This window comes from Microbacterium sp. BH-3-3-3 (assembly GCF_001792815.1).
Classification (GTDB): domain Bacteria; phylum Actinomycetota; class Actinomycetes; order Actinomycetales; family Microbacteriaceae; genus Microbacterium.
Genome location: NZ_CP017674.1, coordinates 288677 through 306811, shown reverse-complemented (window position 1 = coordinate 306811; position 18135 = coordinate 288677). Strand labels below are relative to the sequence as shown.

At 71.7% G+C, this 18135-nt stretch carries 16 protein-coding genes; 3 read left to right on the top strand and 13 right to left on the bottom strand.

Going from position 1 to position 18135, the window contains the following annotated elements:
• Positions 1-47 precede the first annotated feature (47 nt).
• Both BJP65_RS01500 and BJP65_RS01495 read right to left on the bottom strand, forming a co-directional pair.
• Positions 48-506, bottom strand: coding sequence for a type II 3-dehydroquinate dehydratase (locus BJP65_RS01500; RefSeq protein WP_070408004.1), 459 nt, complete (start codon positions 504-506; stop codon positions 48-50).
• Positions 507-519: 13 nt separating this feature from the next.
• Positions 520-2340: a bifunctional sugar phosphate isomerase/epimerase/4-hydroxyphenylpyruvate dioxygenase family protein gene (locus tag BJP65_RS01495; RefSeq protein ID WP_070408003.1), complete on the bottom strand. Its 1821-nt coding sequence runs from the start codon at positions 2338-2340 to the stop codon at positions 520-522.
• Between the two features lie 50 nt (positions 2341-2390).
• On the opposite strand from BJP65_RS01495, the gene BJP65_RS01490 reads away from it, so the two are divergent.
• The 3 genes from BJP65_RS01490 (at position 2391) to BJP65_RS01480 (ending at position 5904) form a co-directional block, all read left to right on the top strand.
• Positions 2391-3023: a TetR/AcrR family transcriptional regulator gene (locus BJP65_RS01490; protein WP_055837357.1), complete on the top strand. Its 633-nt coding sequence runs from the start codon at positions 2391-2393 to the stop codon at positions 3021-3023.
• 642 nt (positions 3024-3665) lie between these two features.
• Positions 3666-4571 (top strand): shikimate dehydrogenase, encoded by a 906-nt coding sequence (locus BJP65_RS01485; protein WP_070408002.1) that lies wholly within the window; start codon positions 3666-3668, stop codon positions 4569-4571.
• Between the two features lie 13 nt (positions 4572-4584).
• Positions 4585-5904, top strand: coding sequence for an MFS transporter (locus tag BJP65_RS01480; protein WP_055837349.1), 1320 nt, complete (start codon positions 4585-4587; stop codon positions 5902-5904).
• A 106-nt stretch (positions 5905-6010) separates the two neighbouring features.
• Here the strand turns inward: BJP65_RS01480 and BJP65_RS01475 are convergent, their stop codons facing one another.
• The 11 genes from BJP65_RS01475 to BJP65_RS01425 all read right to left on the bottom strand — a co-directional run bounded on the left by BJP65_RS01475 (position 6011) and on the right by BJP65_RS01425 (position 18021).
• The gene (locus BJP65_RS01475) at positions 6011-6541 is read right to left on the bottom strand and encodes a GNAT family N-acetyltransferase (RefSeq protein ID WP_070408001.1); all 531 of its coding nucleotides are present in this window, start codon (positions 6539-6541) and stop codon (positions 6011-6013) included.
• On the bottom strand, positions 6538-7614 hold the full coding sequence (gene aroB, locus BJP65_RS01470) for a 3-dehydroquinate synthase (protein ID WP_070408000.1): 1077 nt from the start codon (positions 7612-7614) through the stop codon (positions 6538-6540). Before aroB ends, BJP65_RS01475 begins: the two co-directional genes overlap by 4 nt.
• The gene (locus tag BJP65_RS01465; protein ID WP_055837939.1) at positions 7611-8099 is read right to left on the bottom strand and encodes a shikimate kinase; all 489 of its coding nucleotides are present in this window, start codon (positions 8097-8099) and stop codon (positions 7611-7613) included. Before BJP65_RS01465 ends, aroB begins: the two co-directional genes overlap by 4 nt.
• A gap of 79 nt (positions 8100-8178) precedes the next feature.
• A complete protein-coding gene (gene aroC / locus BJP65_RS01460; RefSeq protein WP_070407999.1) occupies positions 8179-9405 on the bottom strand; it encodes a chorismate synthase in 1227 nt (408 codons plus the stop codon).
• Positions 9406-9409: 4 nt separating this feature from the next.
• Positions 9410-10252, bottom strand: coding sequence for a shikimate dehydrogenase (locus tag BJP65_RS01455; protein ID WP_070409794.1), 843 nt, complete (start codon positions 10250-10252; stop codon positions 9410-9412).
• Positions 10246-12096: an endolytic transglycosylase MltG gene (mltG, locus tag BJP65_RS16180; protein ID WP_083285651.1), complete on the bottom strand. Its 1851-nt coding sequence runs from the start codon at positions 12094-12096 to the stop codon at positions 10246-10248. Before mltG ends, BJP65_RS01455 begins: the two co-directional genes overlap by 7 nt.
• A gap of 1 nt (position 12097) precedes the next feature.
• A complete protein-coding gene (ruvX, locus tag BJP65_RS01445) occupies positions 12098-12571 on the bottom strand; it encodes a Holliday junction resolvase RuvX (RefSeq protein ID WP_070407998.1) in 474 nt (157 codons plus the stop codon).
• The gene (alaS, locus tag BJP65_RS01440; RefSeq protein WP_055837329.1) at positions 12568-15237 is read right to left on the bottom strand and encodes an alanine--tRNA ligase; all 2670 of its coding nucleotides are present in this window, start codon (positions 15235-15237) and stop codon (positions 12568-12570) included. The genes ruvX and alaS overlap by 4 nt, the downstream gene beginning before the upstream one ends.
• A 62-nt stretch (positions 15238-15299) precedes the next feature.
• Positions 15300-15581 carry an ATPase gene (locus BJP65_RS01435; protein WP_258027510.1) on the bottom strand — a complete coding sequence of 94 codons (282 nt, stop codon included), beginning with the start codon at positions 15579-15581 and terminating at the stop codon, positions 15300-15302.
• 189 nt (positions 15582-15770) lie between these two features.
• On the bottom strand, positions 15771-16400 hold the full coding sequence (gene rpsD / locus BJP65_RS01430) for a 30S ribosomal protein S4 (protein ID WP_055837326.1): 630 nt from the start codon (positions 16398-16400) through the stop codon (positions 15771-15773).
• Between the two features lie 187 nt (positions 16401-16587).
• A complete protein-coding gene (locus BJP65_RS01425; protein ID WP_156784784.1) occupies positions 16588-18021 on the bottom strand; it encodes a replication-associated recombination protein A in 1434 nt (477 codons plus the stop codon).
• Between the last annotated feature and the right edge of the window lie 114 nt (positions 18022-18135).

Below are 18135 nucleotides of genomic sequence, written 5' to 3'. Positions count from 1 at the left end.
TACGCGATGCCCCGACGCCGGTGCGATCCGCGCCCGGGCGCGGCGCGTCAGCCCTCGGCGCGTCCGGCGATGACGGGGATCAGCAGGTCGACCGCGCGCGCGTAGCCCGGGACGCCCTCGCCGATGACGTGCACGACGGCGACGTCTTCGATGTAGGAGAAGTGCCGGAACGCCTCTCGCTCTTTGATGTTCGAGATGTGCACCTCGGCGACGGGGAGGGCGACGGATGCCAGGGCGTCGCGCAGGGCGATGGAGGTGTGCGTGAGTCCTCCGGCGTTGATCACAATGCCGGCGCAGTCGAGGCGCGCGTCGTGGATCGCGTCGATCAGCACGCCCTCGTGATTGCTCTGCACGGCGCGCACCTCGAGCCCGTGACGCGCGGCGGCCTCGTCGACGACGCGTTCGACGTCGGCGAGCGTGTCACGACCGTAGATCTCGGGCTGCCGCGTGCCGAGCAGATTGAGGTTGGGGCCGTTGACGAGCAGCAGGCGGCGGGGCGTGGTCATGTCGGGCACGCTATCAGCGCCGCCCCTGCGCGGTGAGGCGCACCGGGGCGGTCCCGGCGCCATAGCCGGCGTAGGCGTCGACGCGCTCCACGAACTCGAAGAAGACCTCGCCGATCGTGCGCGTGTAGAAGTGCAGGTACTCGCCCGCATCGTCGCGGTCGTAGCCGAGGTGCAGGTCGCGCAGCTCGTCGACGGCGGCCTCCGACAGATCGAAGCGGGCGGCGATGTCGTCGTAGTAGTTGGCCGGCATCTCGAGCGGCGCGAAGCCGCGTTCGCGCGCCGCGCGGGCGACGTGGCGCACGTCGTCGCAGACGAAGGCGACGTGCTGCGGGAGTGCGGCTCCCGCGCGTTGCGAGGCCAGGATGGGCGGGGCGACGTTCAGGGGAAGGCGCACCGTGCTGCCCGGCGCGACGAGCACGCGGCTGGCGACGAGACCGCGGGGCCCCGGCACGTCGGTGCTGCTGTCGACGCGCAGCGCGAAACCCGCGGTGTAGAACAGCGTCGCCTCCTCGATCGCGTCCCAGGGCTGGCTGAGGCTGACGTGATCGACACCCGTGATGGCCGTCTCTCGCGCGGCCTCGCCGTGCTCGAACTCGCCCACCCACGCCGGGTCGCCCTCGTCGGCCGCTTGCGCCCAGTACACCTCGGTGCCGTCGGGGGCGATGGCGCCGTCGAGGCGCTCCTCGGTGGCGTAGGTGCGGCGGTAGGCCCGCGGTACGCGCAGCTCGTCCATGCGCAGGTCGACCGCCTCGGCGTCGTCGACCTCGAGCCCGACGGCCGCGAGCCGGGGCTCCCAGCCCCGGGCGTGCTGCTCGTTGAGCACCACCCGCGCGTCGCCGGCGGTCCACAGGGTCACGGGCTTCGTGCGGTGGCGTCCGCGCGAGGTGAAGCCGAGCTGGCCGAGCAGCTCCTCGATCGCGGAGGTGTCCTCGGCCTTGACCTCGACGAAGTCGACGCCCGACGGGGCCGCCGAGTCGGGCAGCATCGACAGATCGCCGCGGTGGGTCGTGGCATCCGGGATCTCGCGGGCCACCGCGTCTTCGAGCCAGCGCAGCGACCGGCGGGCGTGCAGCGCCGTGCGGCGCGGGTCGGTCTGGCGGAACGTGTCGTTGAACACCTCGAGCGACCAGGGTCCGGTGTAGCCGGCCTCGACGATGCGCGCGGTGAAGTCAGCGAGGTCGAACTCGCCCTCGCCGGGGAACAGGCGGTGGTGGCGGCTCCACGAGAGCACGTCCATGCTCAGGCGCGGGGCGTCGGCGAGCTGGACGAAGAAGATCTTGTCGCCGGGGATCGCGGCGATCCCGGCGGGGTCGTGCCCGCGCGAGAGGATGTGGAACGAGTCGAGGCAGACGCCCACCGCGGGGTGGTCGGCCTGCTCGACGATGCGCCAGGCGCGCCGGTAGTCGTCGACGTAGCGGCCCCAGGCGAGGGCTTCGAACGCGATCCGGATGCCGTATCCCGCGGCCAGGTCGCCGAGGCGTCGCAGCTGGTCGGCGGAGACGGCGTCGTCGTCGATCGTGGCGGTGCCGACGTTGCTGCAGCAGAGCACGAGGTCCATACCGAGGCGGCGCATGAGCTGGAACTTGGCCTCGGCGCGGCGGAGCACCGCGGCGAACGCGGCCTCGTCGACGCCCTCCACGTCGCGCATCGGCTGGTAGAGGTCGAGGCTGAGGCCCAGGCGTCCGGCCAGTGCCGCGATCTCTTCGGGGCTCTCGGGGGCGGCGAGCAGGTCGGGTTCGAAGATCTCCACCCCGTCGAAACCGGCGTCGGCGCAGGCGTGCAGTTTGTCGGCGAGCGTTCCGCTGATGCAGACGGTCGCGATGGAGGTCCTCATGGCGGCCGAATGTACCATCTGGTACAAAGCGGGTCCACTAGTCTGACCGAATGGCCGAGGCACGTCGAGACGCCGAGCGCACCCGCGCCGAACTCCTCGCGGTGGCCACCGAGGTCTTCGCCGAAGACGGCTTCTCGGGAGCGCGGGTCGACGAGATCGCCGCACGCACGCGCACCACGAAGCGCATGATCTACTACTACTTCGGCGGCAAAGAGGGCCTGTACCGGGCCGTGCTCGAAGAGGCGTACCGCGGCATCCGCGAGGCGGAGCGGGCGATCGACGTCGATCACGCCGACCCCGTGGATGCCATCCGCTCGCTCGCCGAGCTGACCTTCGACCACCACGTCGGGCACGACGCCTTCATCCGTCTCGTCGCGATCGAGAACATCCACCGCGGCGAGTTCATCCGCCAGATCGAGGGGCTCCGCACCCTGTCGCAGCCGGCGAAGGGCCTGCTCGACGAGATCCTCGAGCGCGGGCGCACCGCGGGGGTCTTCCGCTCCGACGTCGACGCGATCGACGTGCACCTCGTCATCAGCTCGTACTGCGTGTTCCAGGTCGCCAACCGCTACACGTTCGGCCACCTCTTCGACGTCGATCTCACCTCGCCCGACCGGCGCTCGCACCTGCGCGCGGTCATCGGCGACGTGGTCGTCGGTTGGCTGACGGCCCCCGCGCGCTGACCGCGCCCGGCCCCCTCGGCCCCGTGCGCTGACCGCGCCCCCGCTCGGCTCCCGCGCGCTGCCCACGCGCGGCCCCCTCCGCGGCCCACACCCACGTTGAGTGTCCACGACATGCCGTGTCGGCCCGGCGGCGTGCGGCGTGTCTTGGACACTCGACTATCCGGGCGGGCCCCGCGTGCTGACCGCGCGCCGGGTGGGTCCCGCGCGCTGAGCGTGCGCCGGGCGGGCCCCGCGCCCCTCCCCTCGGCCACCTCCCCGGCCCAGACCCCCGTTGAGTGTCCACGACATGCCGTGTCGGCCCGGCGGCGTGCGGCGTGTGTTGGACACTCGACTATCCGGGCGGGCCGCGCGTGCTGACCGCGCGCCGGGTGGGCCCCGTGCGCTGAGCGTGCGCCGGGCGGCCCAGCGCCCCTCCCCTCGGCCCCCTCCCCGGCCCAGACCACCGTTGAGTGTCCACGACATGCCGTGTCGGCCCGGCGGCGTGCGGCGTGTCTTGGACACTCGACCATCCGGGCGCGCCCGGGCGTCCGGGTCCCGGCCGCGGCGCCGTATCGAAGTCGTCGTTGACACGATGCGCTCGGCGTGGTTTCCTCTGAACGTACCGGTTAGTACATAACCGGCTCGCGGAAACGAAGGAGTACCGTGATCGACGCGCACCCGTATCTCGTCGGCCTCATCGGCACGGGGGTCCTCCCCTCGTTGACGCCGCCGATGCACATGGCCGAGGCGCGCGCTCTCGGACTCACTTACGTCTACCGTCCGCTCGACCTCACCGCCCTCGGCATCGATCCCGAGCGCATCGGCGATGTGCTGGCGTGGGCTGAACGGCTTGGCTACGACGCCGTCAACGTCACCCACCCGTGCAAGCAGAGCGTGCTCGCGCACCTCGATCGCATCGACCCCGTCGCCGCCGCCCTCGGCGCGGTCAACACCGTGCTGTTCACCCCCACCGGACGCGTCGGATACAACACCGACACGACGGGTTTCGCCGCCGCCTTCACCGACGGACTCCCGGATGCCGCGATCGACCACGTCGTGCAGCTCGGCGCCGGCGGGGCCGGGTCGGCCGTCGCCGACGCCCTGCTGCGACTCGGGACGCGCCGGCTCACCGTCGTCGACCTCGACCCTGCCCGCGCCGCGGCCCTCGCCGACGACCTGGCGTCACGGCATCCGCTCGCCGTCGTCGACACCGCCGCGCCCGACCGGCTCGCCGACGTGCTCGCCGGCGCCGACGGCCTCGTGCACTGCACCCCCGTCGGAATGGCCGAGCACCCGGGGCTCCCCCTCGACGCCGCGCTCCTCCGCCCCGAGCTGTGGGTCGCCGACATCGTCTACCGCCCGCTCGACACCGAACTCCTCGTCACCGCGCGCGAGCGCGGCTGCCGCACACTCAGCGGCGGACGTATGGCGGTCCACCAGGCCGTCGACGCGTTCGCCCTCATCACGGGGACGCGACCCGACCCCGACCGCATGACCGCCCACTTCCTCGACCTCGTCACCACCGACAGCATCCCCGACACGACCGCCGACCCGGCCGTCGCCCGATAAGGAGCACACTCGCATGACCACCCCCGCAACGACGCGGAAGACTCCCGTGAAGGCGGCCACCGCCAGCTTCATGGGCAGCGCCGTCGAGTACTACGACTTCTTCCTGTTCGGCTCCGCCGCCGCCCTGATCTTCCCGACGGTCTTCTTCCCGTCGGGCGATCAGGCGGCGCTCGTGATGTCGTTCGCGACCTTCGGGTTCGCCTACATCGCGCGCCCCTTCGGCGCCGTCATCCTCGGCCACTTCGGCGACCGCATCGGGCGCCAGAAGGTGCTGATGTTCACCCTGCTGCTGATGGGCCTGTCGACCTTCATCATCGGCTGCCTCCCGGGCTTCGCCCAGATCGGGTGGTTCGCGCCCGCGCTGCTGGTGCTGTGCCGTCTCGCCCAGGGGCTGTCGGCCGCCGGCGAGCAGGCGGGGGCCTCGTCGCTCACGCTGGAGCACGCCCCCGACTCGCGCCGGTCGTTCTTCACGTCGTGGACGCTCACCGGCACCCAGGGCGGGCAGATCCTCGCCGCCCTCATCTTCATCCCGGTGGTCGCCCTGCCCGACGACATCAAGTTCTCGTGGGGCTGGCGCATCCCGTTCTGGCTGAGCGCGGTGGTCGTGGTCGTGGCGTTCTTCATCCGCCGGAGCCTGCATGAGACGCCCGAGTTCGAGCAGGCCAAGGCCGACGGGAAGATCGCGCGGATGCCGCTGGTGCCCCTGCTGAAGAACCACTGGCGCGACGTGCTCCGCGTGATCTTCTGCGCCTTCATCGCCGCGGTGTCCACCGTGTTCGGCACGCTCGCGATCGCCTACGGCAAAGAGGTCGGTCTCGCCGCCAGCGTGACGCTGTGGCTCGTCGTCGTCGCCAACGTCGTCGCGCTGTTCACTCAGCCGCTGTTCGGCAAGCTCGCCGACCGCATCGGCCGCAAGCCCGTCTTCATCTACGGCGCGCTGTCGTCGGCGGCGTTCATGCCGTTCTACATGCTGTCGATGGGCGCCGGGAACGACCTGCTCACCTTCGGCCTGGCGATCCTGACGTTCTCGTGCGGGTATGCCGCGGCCAACGCCGTGTGGCCGTCGTTCTACGGCGAGATGTTCAGCACCCGGGTGCGTTTCTCGGGCATGGCGATCGGTACGCAGCTCGGCTTCCTGATGGCCGGCTTCGCGCCGAGCATCGTCGCCGCCCTCGGTGGTGGCGGTGCGGGCGGCTGGGTCGTCATCAGCATCTTCACCGCGGTCATCGCGATCATCGCCTCGGTCAGCGCCCTGACCGCTCGAGAGACGAAGGACGTCCCCACCGACCAGCTGGGTCTGTCGTCGCGCGAGCGCGCGACCGTCTCGGTCTGACGCCCGACCTCGGCCCCGCCTCCCCCGGGAGGCGGGGCCTTCGTCGTTCCCGCGCGCGGTCGTGGGTGCGGGGCCGCGACGGATGAGCCGGGCGCCGGCGGCCGTGTCAGCGCAGCGAGCGGGTCATGGCGAGCTCGCGGCCGATCGACGTGGTGAACTCCTCGCCCGTGGCGACGAATCCCGCGCGACGATATGCGGCCTGGGCGCGCCCGTTGTCGACGTGCACGTCGAGCGACAGCGTCTCGAATCCGAGCGCGCGGGCCCAGTCCGCGGCAGCGTCGAGCAGGGCGTCGATGGCCCCGGATCCGCGGTGCGCCGGGTCGACGAAGACGCCGACGATCCCGGCGTGCGCCTCGGTCCGCCGACGGCCCGTGTGGTCGACGTCGCCGGCCCGGCGCACGAGCACCGTCGCCGATCCCGCCCACTCGCCCTGGGTCTCGACCACGAACATCGCGCCCGCGTCGCCGCTCGCGCCGCTCGCCGCGCGGGCATCCCAGAACGCGGGATCGCGCGCGATCTCCTGCTCGTAGGTGGTCAGGAACGCCAGGGCGGCGTTCGGATCACGCACGGCACGCAGCCGCAGTTCCCGGACGCGCGCGCCCTCGTCCGCGCGCACACGGCGCGCGGCGGGGGTCACGCACCGACCTCCTGGTAGGCCGCGAAGAGCAGTGACTCGTCGGGGGCCTGCAGCACGGTGGGCCGAGCGAGGTCGTCGAGCACGATGAAGCGCAGCATGCCGCCGCGGCTCTTCTTGTCGCGCTGCATCGTCGCCTTGAGCGTCTGGAAGGCGCCCGCACGGTACGACGTGGGAAGACCCAACGACTCCAGCACCGTGCGGTGACGCTGCGCCACCTCGTCGGGAAGACGGCCGGCCAGACGCGACAACTCGGCGGCGAACACCATGCCGACCGAGATCGCGGCACCGTGGCGCCAGCGGTAGCGCTCGGCGTGCTCGATGGCGTGGCCCAGGGTGTGACCGTAGTTCAAGACCTCGCGCAGACCCGCCTCGCGCAGGTCTTCGCCGACGACGCGCGCCTTCATGTCGATCGCGAGTTCGATGCAGCGGCGGAATCCGTCGCCCCGGGGATCGACGATGTTCTCGGGGTCGGCCTCGATGAGGTCGAGGATCTCGGGATGCCAGATGAAACCGGCCTTGACCACCTCGGCGAACCCGGCGGCCGCCTCGTTGCGTGACAGGGTCTCGAGCAGGTCGAGGTCGCAGACGACCGCGACGGGCGGCCAGAAGGCACCGACGAGGTTCTTGCCCTCGGCGGTGTTGATCCCGGTCTTGCCGCCCACGGCGGCGTCGACCATGCCGAGCACGGTGGTGGGTACCTGCACCAGCGCGACGCCGCGCAGCCAGGTCGCGGCGACAAAGCCCGCGAGGTCGGTCACCGCTCCCCCGCCGAAGCCGATGACCGCGTCCGTGCGGGTGAAGTCCGCCTGCCCCATCACCTGCCAGCAGAAGGCGGCCACTTCCACGCGCTTGCCCGCCTCGGCATCCGGGATCTCGGCGAGCAGCACCTCGCGGTCGCCCACGAGCTGCGCGCGCAGTGCCTCGGCCTGAGCCGCGAGCGTCGGCGGGTGCACGATGAGCACCTTGCGGGCCGCCGGCGGCAGCTTCTCGCCGAGCGAGGCCAGCAGGCCGCGTCCGACGGTGATGTCGTAGCCGGAGTCGCCGGCGACGCTGATGGTGGTGGTGTCGGTCATGCCGTCTCTCCGGCCGGCACACGGCGTGCCCAGGCCACGATGTCGTCGACGACCCGCGCGAGCGGGCCCGACGAGGTGTCGAACACGATGTCGGCGGCCTCTTCGTACACGGGCCGTCGTTCATCGAAGATGCGCTGCCACCGGGCCACGGGGTCTTCGCCGCCCAGCAGGGGTCGCTCGTCGCCGTGGATCCGCGACGCCACGACGTGCATCGCGACGGTGAGGAGCACGACGCGGTGCGCGTGGAGCCGCTCGCGGGTCACGGGGTCGAGCACCGCTCCCCCACCCAGCGCCACGACGCCGCCGCGGGCCAGGGCCTCGGCCACGGCGTCGCGCTCGAGCGCGCGGAAGTGGGCCTCTCCGTGCGCGAGGAACAGATCGCGGATCGGCCCGTGGTCGCGTACGACGATCTTGTCGGTGTCGGCGAAGGGCTCGCCGAGCGCGCGCGCCACGCGGCGCCCCACGCTCGTCTTGCCCGCTCCCATGGGGCCGATGAGCACGACGGCGGGGCCGTTCGCGTCGGCGCCGGTCGAGAGGCCGCCCGTCGCGTGCTCGGGCGCGACCTCAGGCGAGGTCATGCGCGAGCAGCGCGGCGTCGGACGCGTCGGTGGTGCGCAGCGTCTCGGGCAGGTGGGCCAGGTACGTCTCGAGGTTGCGTCGCGTCTCGGCGATATTGTCGCCGCCGAACTTCTCGAGCACCGAGTCCGCGAGGGTGATCGCCACCATCGCCTCGGCCACGACACCCGATGCGGGCACGGCACAGACGTCGGAACGCTGGTGGTGGGCGGCGGCGGTGTCACCGGTGGCCACGTCGACCGTGCGCAGGGCCTTGGGGATGGTCGCGATCGGCTTCATGCCGGCGCGCACGCGCAGCACGGTGCCGGTCGACATGCCGCCCTCGGTGCCGCCCGCGCGGTCCGACGAGCGCGTGATGCCCTCGCCGGTGGCGAACAGCTCGTCGTGTGCCTGCGAGCCGCGGCGCGTGGTCGTGAGGAACCCGTCGCCGACCTCGACACCCTTGATCGCCTGGATGCTCATGATCGCCTGGGCGAGCTTGGCATCGAGGCGTCGGTCCCACTGCACGTGCGAGCCGAGTCCCGGGGGCAGGCCGTAGGCGAGCACCTCGACGACGCCGCCGAGCGTGTCGCCGTCCTTCTTCGCGGCGTCGACCTCGGCGACCATGGCGGCGCTCGTGTCGGCGTGGAAGCAACGCAGCGGATCGGCGTCGAGCAGGTCGACGTCGTCGGGGGTCGGCAGCGCGGCGCCGTCGGGAACGCGCACGGGGCCGATCGAGAGGGTGTGGCTGACGAGGCGGATGCCGAGCTCGCCGAGGAACGAGCGCGCGATCGCGCCGAGCGCCACGCGGGCGGCGGTCTCACGGGCCGACGCGCGCTCGAGGATCGGACGGGCCTCGTCGAAGCCGTACTTCTGCATGCCCACCAGGTCGGCGTGGCCCGGGCGCGGGCGCGTGAGGGCGGCACCGCGTCCGCGCGAGCGGTCCGACAGCTCGACGGGCTCGGGGCTCATCACCTCGGTCCACTTCGGCCACTCGGTGTTGCCGATGCGGAGCGCGATGGGGCTGCCGATGGTGAAACCGTGCACGATGCCCGTCGACAGCGACAGTTCGTCTTCTTCGAACTTCATGCGCGAGCCGCGGCCGTAGCCCAGTCGGCGTCGCGCCAGTTCGGCGCGGATCTGCGCGGACGAGACGGGAACGCCGGCGGGCATCCCCTCCATGAGGGCGATCAGTTCGGGGCCGTGGGATTCGCCGGCCGTGAGAACGCGAAGCATGGACCTAGTCTCCCATGAGCGCGGTGCGCATCGCGGCCAGGACGGCGTCCTCGCGATCCACGGGGAGCGAGGGGTCGCCCCCGACGAAGACGCGCACCTGCAGCAGTGCTTGGTGCAGCAGCATCGTCAGGCCGTCGTGGGCGGGTCGACCGGCGCGGTCCCACGCCTGTGCGAGCGGGGTGGGCCAGCCGCCGTAGACGACGTCGACGAGGGGTCCCGACGTGGATGCCAGGGCCTCGGCGAGGGGTCCGAGATCGGTGCCGCCGGGAAGAGCCGCGATCGTGGCATCCACGGGCTCCCCATCTGAGGCGGCGTCGGCGAGGGCACGGACGCGCACGTCGATCCCCAGCTCCGGCCCGAGCGCGCGGAGCGAGGCGGCCGCCTCGACGCGCCGGGCGCGCACCTCGACGACGCCGGCGCCCGCTCGCGCCGCGGCGACGACGGCCGAGGTGGCGGTCGCTCCCGCACCGAGCACGCGGATCACGCCCGGCGCGCGAACCCCGAACTCGTCGAGCGCGCGCGCGAGCCCGCCCACGTCGGTGTTGTAGCCGCGCGGACCATCGGCGTCGAGCAGGTAGGTGTTCACCGCCCCGGTCCGTCGGGCGTCGTCGTCGAGCGAGACGGCACTGCGGGCGGCGACGTGCTTCAACGGCATCGTGAGCGAGAGGCCGCGCCATTCGGCATCCAGCCCGCTCAGCGCAGCCGGGAAGCCCGCCTCGTCGACCCGTTCGCGGCCGTAGTGCCAGTCGAGCCCGAGCACCTCGTAGGCCGCCGCGTGCAGGCGGGGCGACCGCGAATGCGCGATCGGGTCGCCCCAGACGGCGAGGCGCGTGCGATCGGTCAGCATCCGCCGTCGGGGTTCGCCGCGCACCACGCCTGCCACTGGGCGACGGCCTTCTCGTGCTCGCTGTAGGTCGAGGTGAAGACCGTCTCACCGGTGTCGAGGTTGACGGTCACGAAGTACAGCCACGGACCGTCGGCGGGCTTCATGGCCGCGTCGATCGCGAGGTCGCCGGGGTTCGCGATCGGACCGACGGGCAGGCCCGGGTACATGTACGTGTTCCACGGGTTGTCGGAGTTGCGCGCCTCGGTCGAGGTGCTCACCGAGCCACTACCCATCTCGCCCGCACCGTACTGCACGGTGGAGTCCATCTCGAGCTTGCCGAACGTCTCTTGGTTCGTCGGCTGCAGACGGTTCTCGATCACGCGCGAGACCTTGTAGAAGTCCTCGCTGCTGCGCGCCTCGCGCTCGATGATCGAGGCGACGGTGAGGATGCGCTCCCGATCGGCCTCAGGCACCCCGGCGGCGTCGAGCGATTGGATCGTGCGCTGCACCATGCGCGTGATGACGTCTTTCGCGGTGACGCCCTCGTCGAAGTCGTACGTGGCGGGGAAGATCCAGCCCTCGAGGGTGCCGGCGGGAACGCCGTACTGCGAGGGATCGGCGGCCGCGGCGGTGAGCTCCTCGCGCGGGATGCCGATCTGCTCCGAGATCAGGTCGAGCGACTGGTTGAGGGTGAGCCCCTCGCGCAGCTGCACGGAGTTGTCGAGACGGTTCGCCGGGTCGCGGAGCGCCGTGAGCACGGCCTCGGACGTCATCTGCTGCTGGAGCTGGTAGATGCCCGGCTGGAACGTGAAGACGACGGAGTTGTCGAGCATGTACTTGTACAGCGAGTTCGAGGCCTTGGTGATCCCCGCGTCGAAGAGCTTCGGCGAGACCGACTCGCCGGTGTCACCCGCGACGATCGTGATGCGGGCTTCGCCCGTCGCCTGACCGGCGTCGAACTCGATCGGCTCGCTCGTGCCGAAGAACGCCTGCACGCGCGTGCCGTAGGTGTTCCACAGCGCGAAACCTCCACCGACGATGCCGGCGAGGAGGAGAAGGACCACGCCGAGGGCGATCCAGCCGCCGATGCGACGGCGCTTCTTCGGCGGACGCGGCGGCGGGGAGCCGATGTCGTGCGTGGTGGTCTCGCCGGTGAAGAGCTCCTCGAGCGATCCGGATGCCACCGGACCCCGCGACGCGGACGTGGCCGACGCACCGACGCCGGCGCCGACGAGAGCGGGCTCGCGGTCGCGCGACGGCTCGGTCGTCCGGGGCGTCTCGGCACGGCGAGCGGCGTCGGGACGCCGGGCGGCGGGGACGTCGGTCGACGCGCGGCGCGGCGACTCGGCGGAACGCGGGGGGGCGGCGGGGGCATCGGCGCGTCGGGCGGCGTCGAAGCGCCGTGTGACGGGGGGCTCGGCCGCTGCGGTCGGGCGGGGAGCCTCGGCGCGCGGCGCGGAGACGTCATCGCGCGCAGCGGCCACGGCCGGCCGGGGCGCCGGAGCGTCGCCGGTGGCCGCACGGGGCGCGGGGGCGTCGACGACGGATCGCGGGGCGTCCACGGGGCGCGGGGCGGCGTCGGGAGCGCCCGCGGCGGGCGCGGGGGACGACGGCGCGGCGGTGTCACCGACGGTCGAATCGCCCTGCGCGGGGGCTTCCGACGCGTTCGAGTCCGCCGCCGAGGTGGCGGTGGGACCGGTCGCGGCGCGGCGGGCCTCGCGGGCGGCGCGGCGCGGCGAGAGAGTCTCGCCCTCGGCACCGTCCGGCGTCGAGGCGGCAGACGGGCGTGCGCCCGTGCGCGGGTCGGGAAGGCGCCCGTACAGATCAGCGAACGGATCGTTCTCGGGAGGCTGGTTCTCGGGCATGTCAGGCGGGCTCCTGTCCCGGTGAGACGGTGGGTCCGGCCGGCTCGCCGGAATGTCGCTCCACGTCGAGCGCCTGCTGCAGCAGCACCACGGCGGCGACTTGATCCACAATGCTACGAGACGCTCGCTGGGAACGGCCTGCCTCTCGCAGGACGCCGTGCGCCGACACCGTGCTCAGACGCTCGTCGACCAGGCGCACCGGCATCGGCAACGCCTCGGCGAGGGCGCCGGCAAACGCGCGGGCGTCGGTCGTCGACGGGGTGTCGTCGCCGCGGAGGTTCAGCGGCAGGCCGACCAGCACCTCGAACGCCTCGTACTCCGCCGCGAGCTCGACGATCCGCCGCACCGGCTCACCCTTTCGCGGCACGGTCTCGACGGGCACGGCGAGCACGCCGTCGGGGTCCGAGCGGGCCACGCCCACCCGGGCGCGCCCGACATCGATTCCCAGGCGGATACCGCGCCGGAATCCCGTCACGCGGCGGTCGCCCGCACGTCGGTGACGATGCCCTCGAGCGCCGTCGGCAAGGCCGCGGCATCCGTTCCGCCGCCCTGGGCGACGTCGGGGCGTCCGCCACCCCCACCGCCGAGCACGCCCGCGGCGTTCTTGGCGAGGGCACCCGCGGCCAGGCCGCGCTCGCGCGCGCCCTCGTTGGTCACGACGACCACCGTGGCGCGCCCGCCGGCGACCGAGGCGAGAGCCACGACGGCGGGGTCGGACCCGAGTCGGTCGCGCACCTGCAGGGCGAGCGAGCGCACATCGTCGGCCGACGCTCCCTCGCCGAGGCTCTGGGCGACGACCCGCACGGCGCCGACCGCGACGGCCGACTCGACGAGCTGCGGCAGACGACCGCTCAGGGCCTGCGCCTCGAACGCGGCGATCTTCTTCTCGGCGGCCTTGAGGCTGGCCGCGAGGTCGGCGATGCGGGTGGTGAGCTGTTCGCGCGGCGTCTTCAGGCTCGAGCTCAGCTGCGACACGATCGCCCGCTCGGCGGCGAGATCGCGGAACGCGTCGAGCCCGACGAGCGCCTCGACGCGGCGGTTGGAGGCACCGACGGACTGCTCCCCCACCAGGTTGACCAGGCCGATCTCGGAGCTGCGGGCGACGTGCGTGCCACCGCAGAGCTCGCGCGACCACGGTCCGCCGACGTCGACCATGCGCACCGTGTCGCCGTACTTCTCACCGAACAGCGCCATGGCACCCGCGGCCTTCGCCTCGTCGAGCGACATCACGCGCGTGGTGACCTCGAGGTTGTCGCGGACGGCGTTGTTGGCGATGTCCTCGATCTCGGTGCGCGTCTCGGGAGACAGTGCGGCGCCCCAGCTGAAGTCGAAGCGCATGTAGCCCGCGCGGTTGAGCGAACCGGTCTGCGTGGCGCTCTTGCCCAGCGTGTCGCGGATCGCGGCGTGCACCAGGTGGGTGGCGGTGTGCGCCTGCTGCGCCGAGTGGCGGTTGAGGGCGTCGACGACGGTCGTGGCGCGGGCGCCCACCGACACCTCGCCGGTGCTGACCTCGACGGTGTGGCTGACGAGGCCCGGAACGGGACGCTGCACGTCGAGCACCTCGAGCTCGTATCCGGGGCCGACGATCACACCCTTGTCGGCGACCTGGCCACCCGACTCGGCGTACAGCGCGGTCTCGGCGGTGATGATCTCGGCGATCTGTCCCTCGGCGGCGCGGTCGGTGCCGCGGCCGTCGATCAGGATGCCGAGCACCGTCGACTCCGTCTGCAGCTCGGTGTAGCCGGTGAACACCGTCTCGCCGAGCGCGCGGAACTCGCGGTAGGCGCTCTGGTCGGCGATGGTGCCCTTGCGGGCACGGGCATCGGCCTTGGCGCGGGTGCGCTGCTCGAGCATGAGCTCGTCGAAAGCGGCGCGGTCGACGGACAGGCCGGCTTCTTCGGCGATCTCGAGCGTCAGGTCGATCGGGAAGCCGTAGGTGTCGTGCAGCAGGAAGGCCTCCGAGCCCGACAGCGTCGTGCCCCCGTCGTTCTTCGCCTCGACGACGGACTGATCGAGGATGGCCGAACCCGCGGCCAGCGTGCGCAGGAAGGTCTGCTCCTCGGCGATCGCGTAGGCCGAGAGGCGCGCGTAATCGGTGCCGACCTCGGGGTAGGACTCCTTCATCGCATCGCGCGAGGCGGCGAACAGCTCGGGGAAGGTCGCACCCTCGACGCCCAGCAGGCGCATCGAGCGGATGGCGCGGCGCATGATGCGGCGCAGGATGTACCCGCGGCCCTCGTTCGAGGGCGTGACACCGTCGGCGAGCAGCATGAGCGAGGAACGCACGTGGTCGGCGACGATGCGCAGGCGCACGTCGTCTTCGTGCGACTCGTGGCCATAGGCCTTGCCGGCCAGCTTCGCCGCCAGGTCGAGCACGGGGCGCACCTGGTCGGTCTCGTACATGTTGTCGACGCCCTGCTTGAGGAACGCGATGCGCTCGAGGCCCATGCCGGTGTCGATGTTCTTGGCGGGGAGCTCGCCGACGATGTCGAAGTCGTACTTCGAGCGCACGTTGGTGATCTCGTACTGCATGAACACGAGGTTCCAGATCTCGACGTAGCGGTCGTCGTCGGTGGCGGGGCCGCCGTCGATGCCGTACGCGGGTCCACGGTCGAAGAAGATCTCGGAGCAGGGACCGGCGGGACCGGGAAGACCGGTCGACCAGTAGTTCGTGTCCTTGCCCAGGCGCTGGATGCGCTCCTCGGGCAGGTCGGTGAGCGAGCGCCACAGATCGTGCGCCTCGTCGTCCTCTTCGTAGACCGTGACCCACAGGTCCTTCGCGTCGAAGGCGAGGCCGCCCTCGGACTCGGGCGAGGTCAGCAGTTCCCAGGCGAAGCGGATCGCGTCTTCTTTGAAATAGTCGCCGAACGACCAGTTGCCGAGCATCTGGAAGAACGTCCCGTGGCGGGGGGTCTTGCCGACCTCTTCGATGTCGTTGGTGCGGATGCACTTCTGCACGTCGGCGGCCCGGGGGTACGGCGGCGGAACGACACCGCTGAGGTACGGGATGAACGGCACCATGCCCGCCACGGTGAAGAGCAGGGCCGGGTCGTCGGTGACGAGCGAGGCCGACGGGACGATCGTGTGATTCTTCTTCTCGAAGAAGTCGAGGAAGCGCTGGGCGATCTCGGCGGTTTTCATGGCGGGTCTTTCCGTGCGCGTGAGGTATCGGCCCCGCCACGCGGAACCCGATGCCGGGGAGGTCAGTCGGAGGGCGAAGCGGCTTTCTTGGCGGCCGCTGCGGCGTCGTCGACGGCGTCCGCTGTCTTGTCGACCGCCGAGGAGGCCACGCTCTTGACGTCGTCGATGATCTCCGACAGACGCGTCTCCTGCTGGCGGTACGCGTCGCTCATGTGATCGGTGAACTCGCCGATGCGCGAGTCGAGCTGGGCGAGGACTTCCTGCCCGCGGGGGTCCTTGTTGACCATGTGGGCGGCGACGAATCCGCCGACGATGCCCAGGGCGAACCAGACGAGGCTTCTCACGATCACCACTTCTTCCTCGATACGACGCCGCGGTCGCGGCATCCCTCATCGTAGGCGACCACCCCTCTCCGCCGCGAAAGAGGGATCGAGGGATGCCGCGCCCTCCGGCATCCAAGGGCGATCGCGGCGAGTGCGGTCGGAACGAAAGAAGGGCGCCGGGAGAACCCGGCGCCCTTCAGCTCGCTGAGATCAGCGGGCGGCGTAGTACTCGACGACGAGCTGCACGTCACACGTGACGGGCACCTCGGCGCGCTTGGGGCGACGGAGCAGGCGAGCCTGCAGCGTCGCCAGGTCGACCTCGATGTAGCCCGGAACGGGGGGCAGCACTTCGGCGTGCCCACCGGCGGCGGCGACCTGGAAGGGCTCGAGGCCCTCGCTCTTGGTCTTGACGTGGATCATCTGGTTCGGCTTGACGCGGAACGACGGGCGGTCCACGAGCTGGCCATCGACCATGATGTGGCGGTGCACGACGAGCTGGCGAGCCTGCGCGGTGGTGCGGGCGAAGCCCGCGCGCACGACGAGGGCGTCCAGACGCATTTCGAGCAGCTCGACCAGGTTCTCACCGGTCAGGCCGTCGGTGCGACGGGCCTCGTTGAACGCGATGCGCAGCTGCTTCTCGCGGATGCCGTACTGCTCGCGCAGACGCTGCTTCTCGCGCAGACGAACGGCGTAGTCGCTGTCGGCCTTGCGCTTGGTGCGACCGTGCTCACCCGGAGCGTAGGGACGCTTCTCGAGGTAGCGGGCGGCCTTGGGGGTGAGCGCGATGCCGAGGGCTCGCGACAGACGCACCTTACGGCGGTCCTGAGACTTCGTGGTCACGAAGTGCTCCTTCCGATGACGCGGCCGCGCCTTTCGCGGCTCGCGGGCGTATCGCCCCCTTCCGCCCGATCCGAAGCGCACGCCGGGGCGCACCGGAAGGTGATCACTGGAAGGAGGGGATGCCCGAAAACCCTGTTTCGAGCCGGTTCATGCTATCAGAGCACTCGGCGAGACCCCTGCGCGGGTGTCACTGCCCGTCGAGGATGCGGCGGATCTTCTCGAGCCGTGCCGAGACGTCGCGCTCGGTGCCGTGGTTCGTGGGCTCGTAGTAGCGCTTGCCCCGCAGCTCGTCGGGAAGGTACTGCTGCGTCACGATGCCGATCTCGCTGTCGTGGGCGTACTTGTAGCCCTTGCCGTGGCCCAGGCGCTTGGCGCCCGGGTAGTGGGCGTCGCGCAGGTGCATCGGGACGCGTCCGAAACCGCCGGCGCGCACATCGGCGATCGCCGCATTGATGGCGTTGTACGCGGCGTTGGACTTGGCCGTGGTCGCGAGGTACACGGTCGCCTCGGCGAGTGGGATGCGCCCTTCGGGCATGCCGATGAACGCCACGGCGTCGGCCGCGGCGACGGCGATCTGCAGGGCCTGCGGGTCGGCCATGCCGATGTCTTCGGCGGCCGAGATGACGAGGCGTCGGGCGATGAAGCGCGGGTCCTCCCCCGCTTCGATCATGCGGGCGAGGTAGTGGATCGCGGCGTCGGGGTCGGAGCCGCGCACCGACTTGATGAACGCGCTGATCACGTCGTAGTGCTCGTCGCCCTGACGGTCGTATCTCAGCAGAGCGCGGTCGACGGCCTGGGCGATGTGGTCGGCGGTGATGACCGGCAGATCGTCGGCGGGACGCGAGGGGTCGTCTGTCCCGGCATCCGATTCGTCGTCGTCGTCGTCGTCATCGTCATCGCGGTCGGCGGCACGGGTGGCCACCGGCGCGGCGACGCCGCCGTCGTCACCGGCGACCGCGGCGGCGGCCTCGAGGGCGGTCAACGCGCGACGGGCGTCGCCCGATGCCAGCCGCACCAGCGTGGCGCGGGCCTCGTCGTCGAGCACGACGCGCCCCGCGAGCCCGCGCGGGTCGGTCACCGCCCGATCGACGAGGGCGCCGAGGTCGTCGTCGCCCAGGGGGCGCAGCGTCAGCAGCAGGGAGCGCGAGAGCAGCGGGGAGATCACCGAGAACGAGGGGTTCTCGGTCGTCGCGGCGATGAGCACGACCCACCCGTTCTCGACTCCCGGGAGCAGGGCGTCCTGCTGGGCCTTCGTGAACCGGTGGATCTCGTCGAGGAAGAGGATGGTCGACTGTCCGTACAGGTCGCGCTGCGTCAGCGCCTCTTGCATGACCTCCCGAACGTCCTTCACTCCCGCGGTGATCGCCGACAGCTCGACGAAACGACGCCCCGACGAGCGCGCGATGGCCTGCGCCAGCGTGGTCTTGCCCGTTCCGGGAGGACCCCAGAGGATGACCGACACCGCCGAGACGGATGCCGAGGAGTCGGTGGTCGCGAGGGTGACCAGCGGAGAGCCGGGGCGCAGGAGGTGACCCTGGCCGGCGACCTCGTCGAGGCTGACGGGTCGCATTCGCACCGCGAGCGGGGTTGAGCCCTGGAAGAGGGCGGAGGCACGGGTCACTGCTCCAGGCTAACCGGGGCCTCCGACACCGGAGCGAGCAGCGGTCCCCGCCGCTCTCGTCGGAGGCCGCCGGACGACCGCCGGCACCTCGGTCCGTGGGGCCCGTGCGTAGGA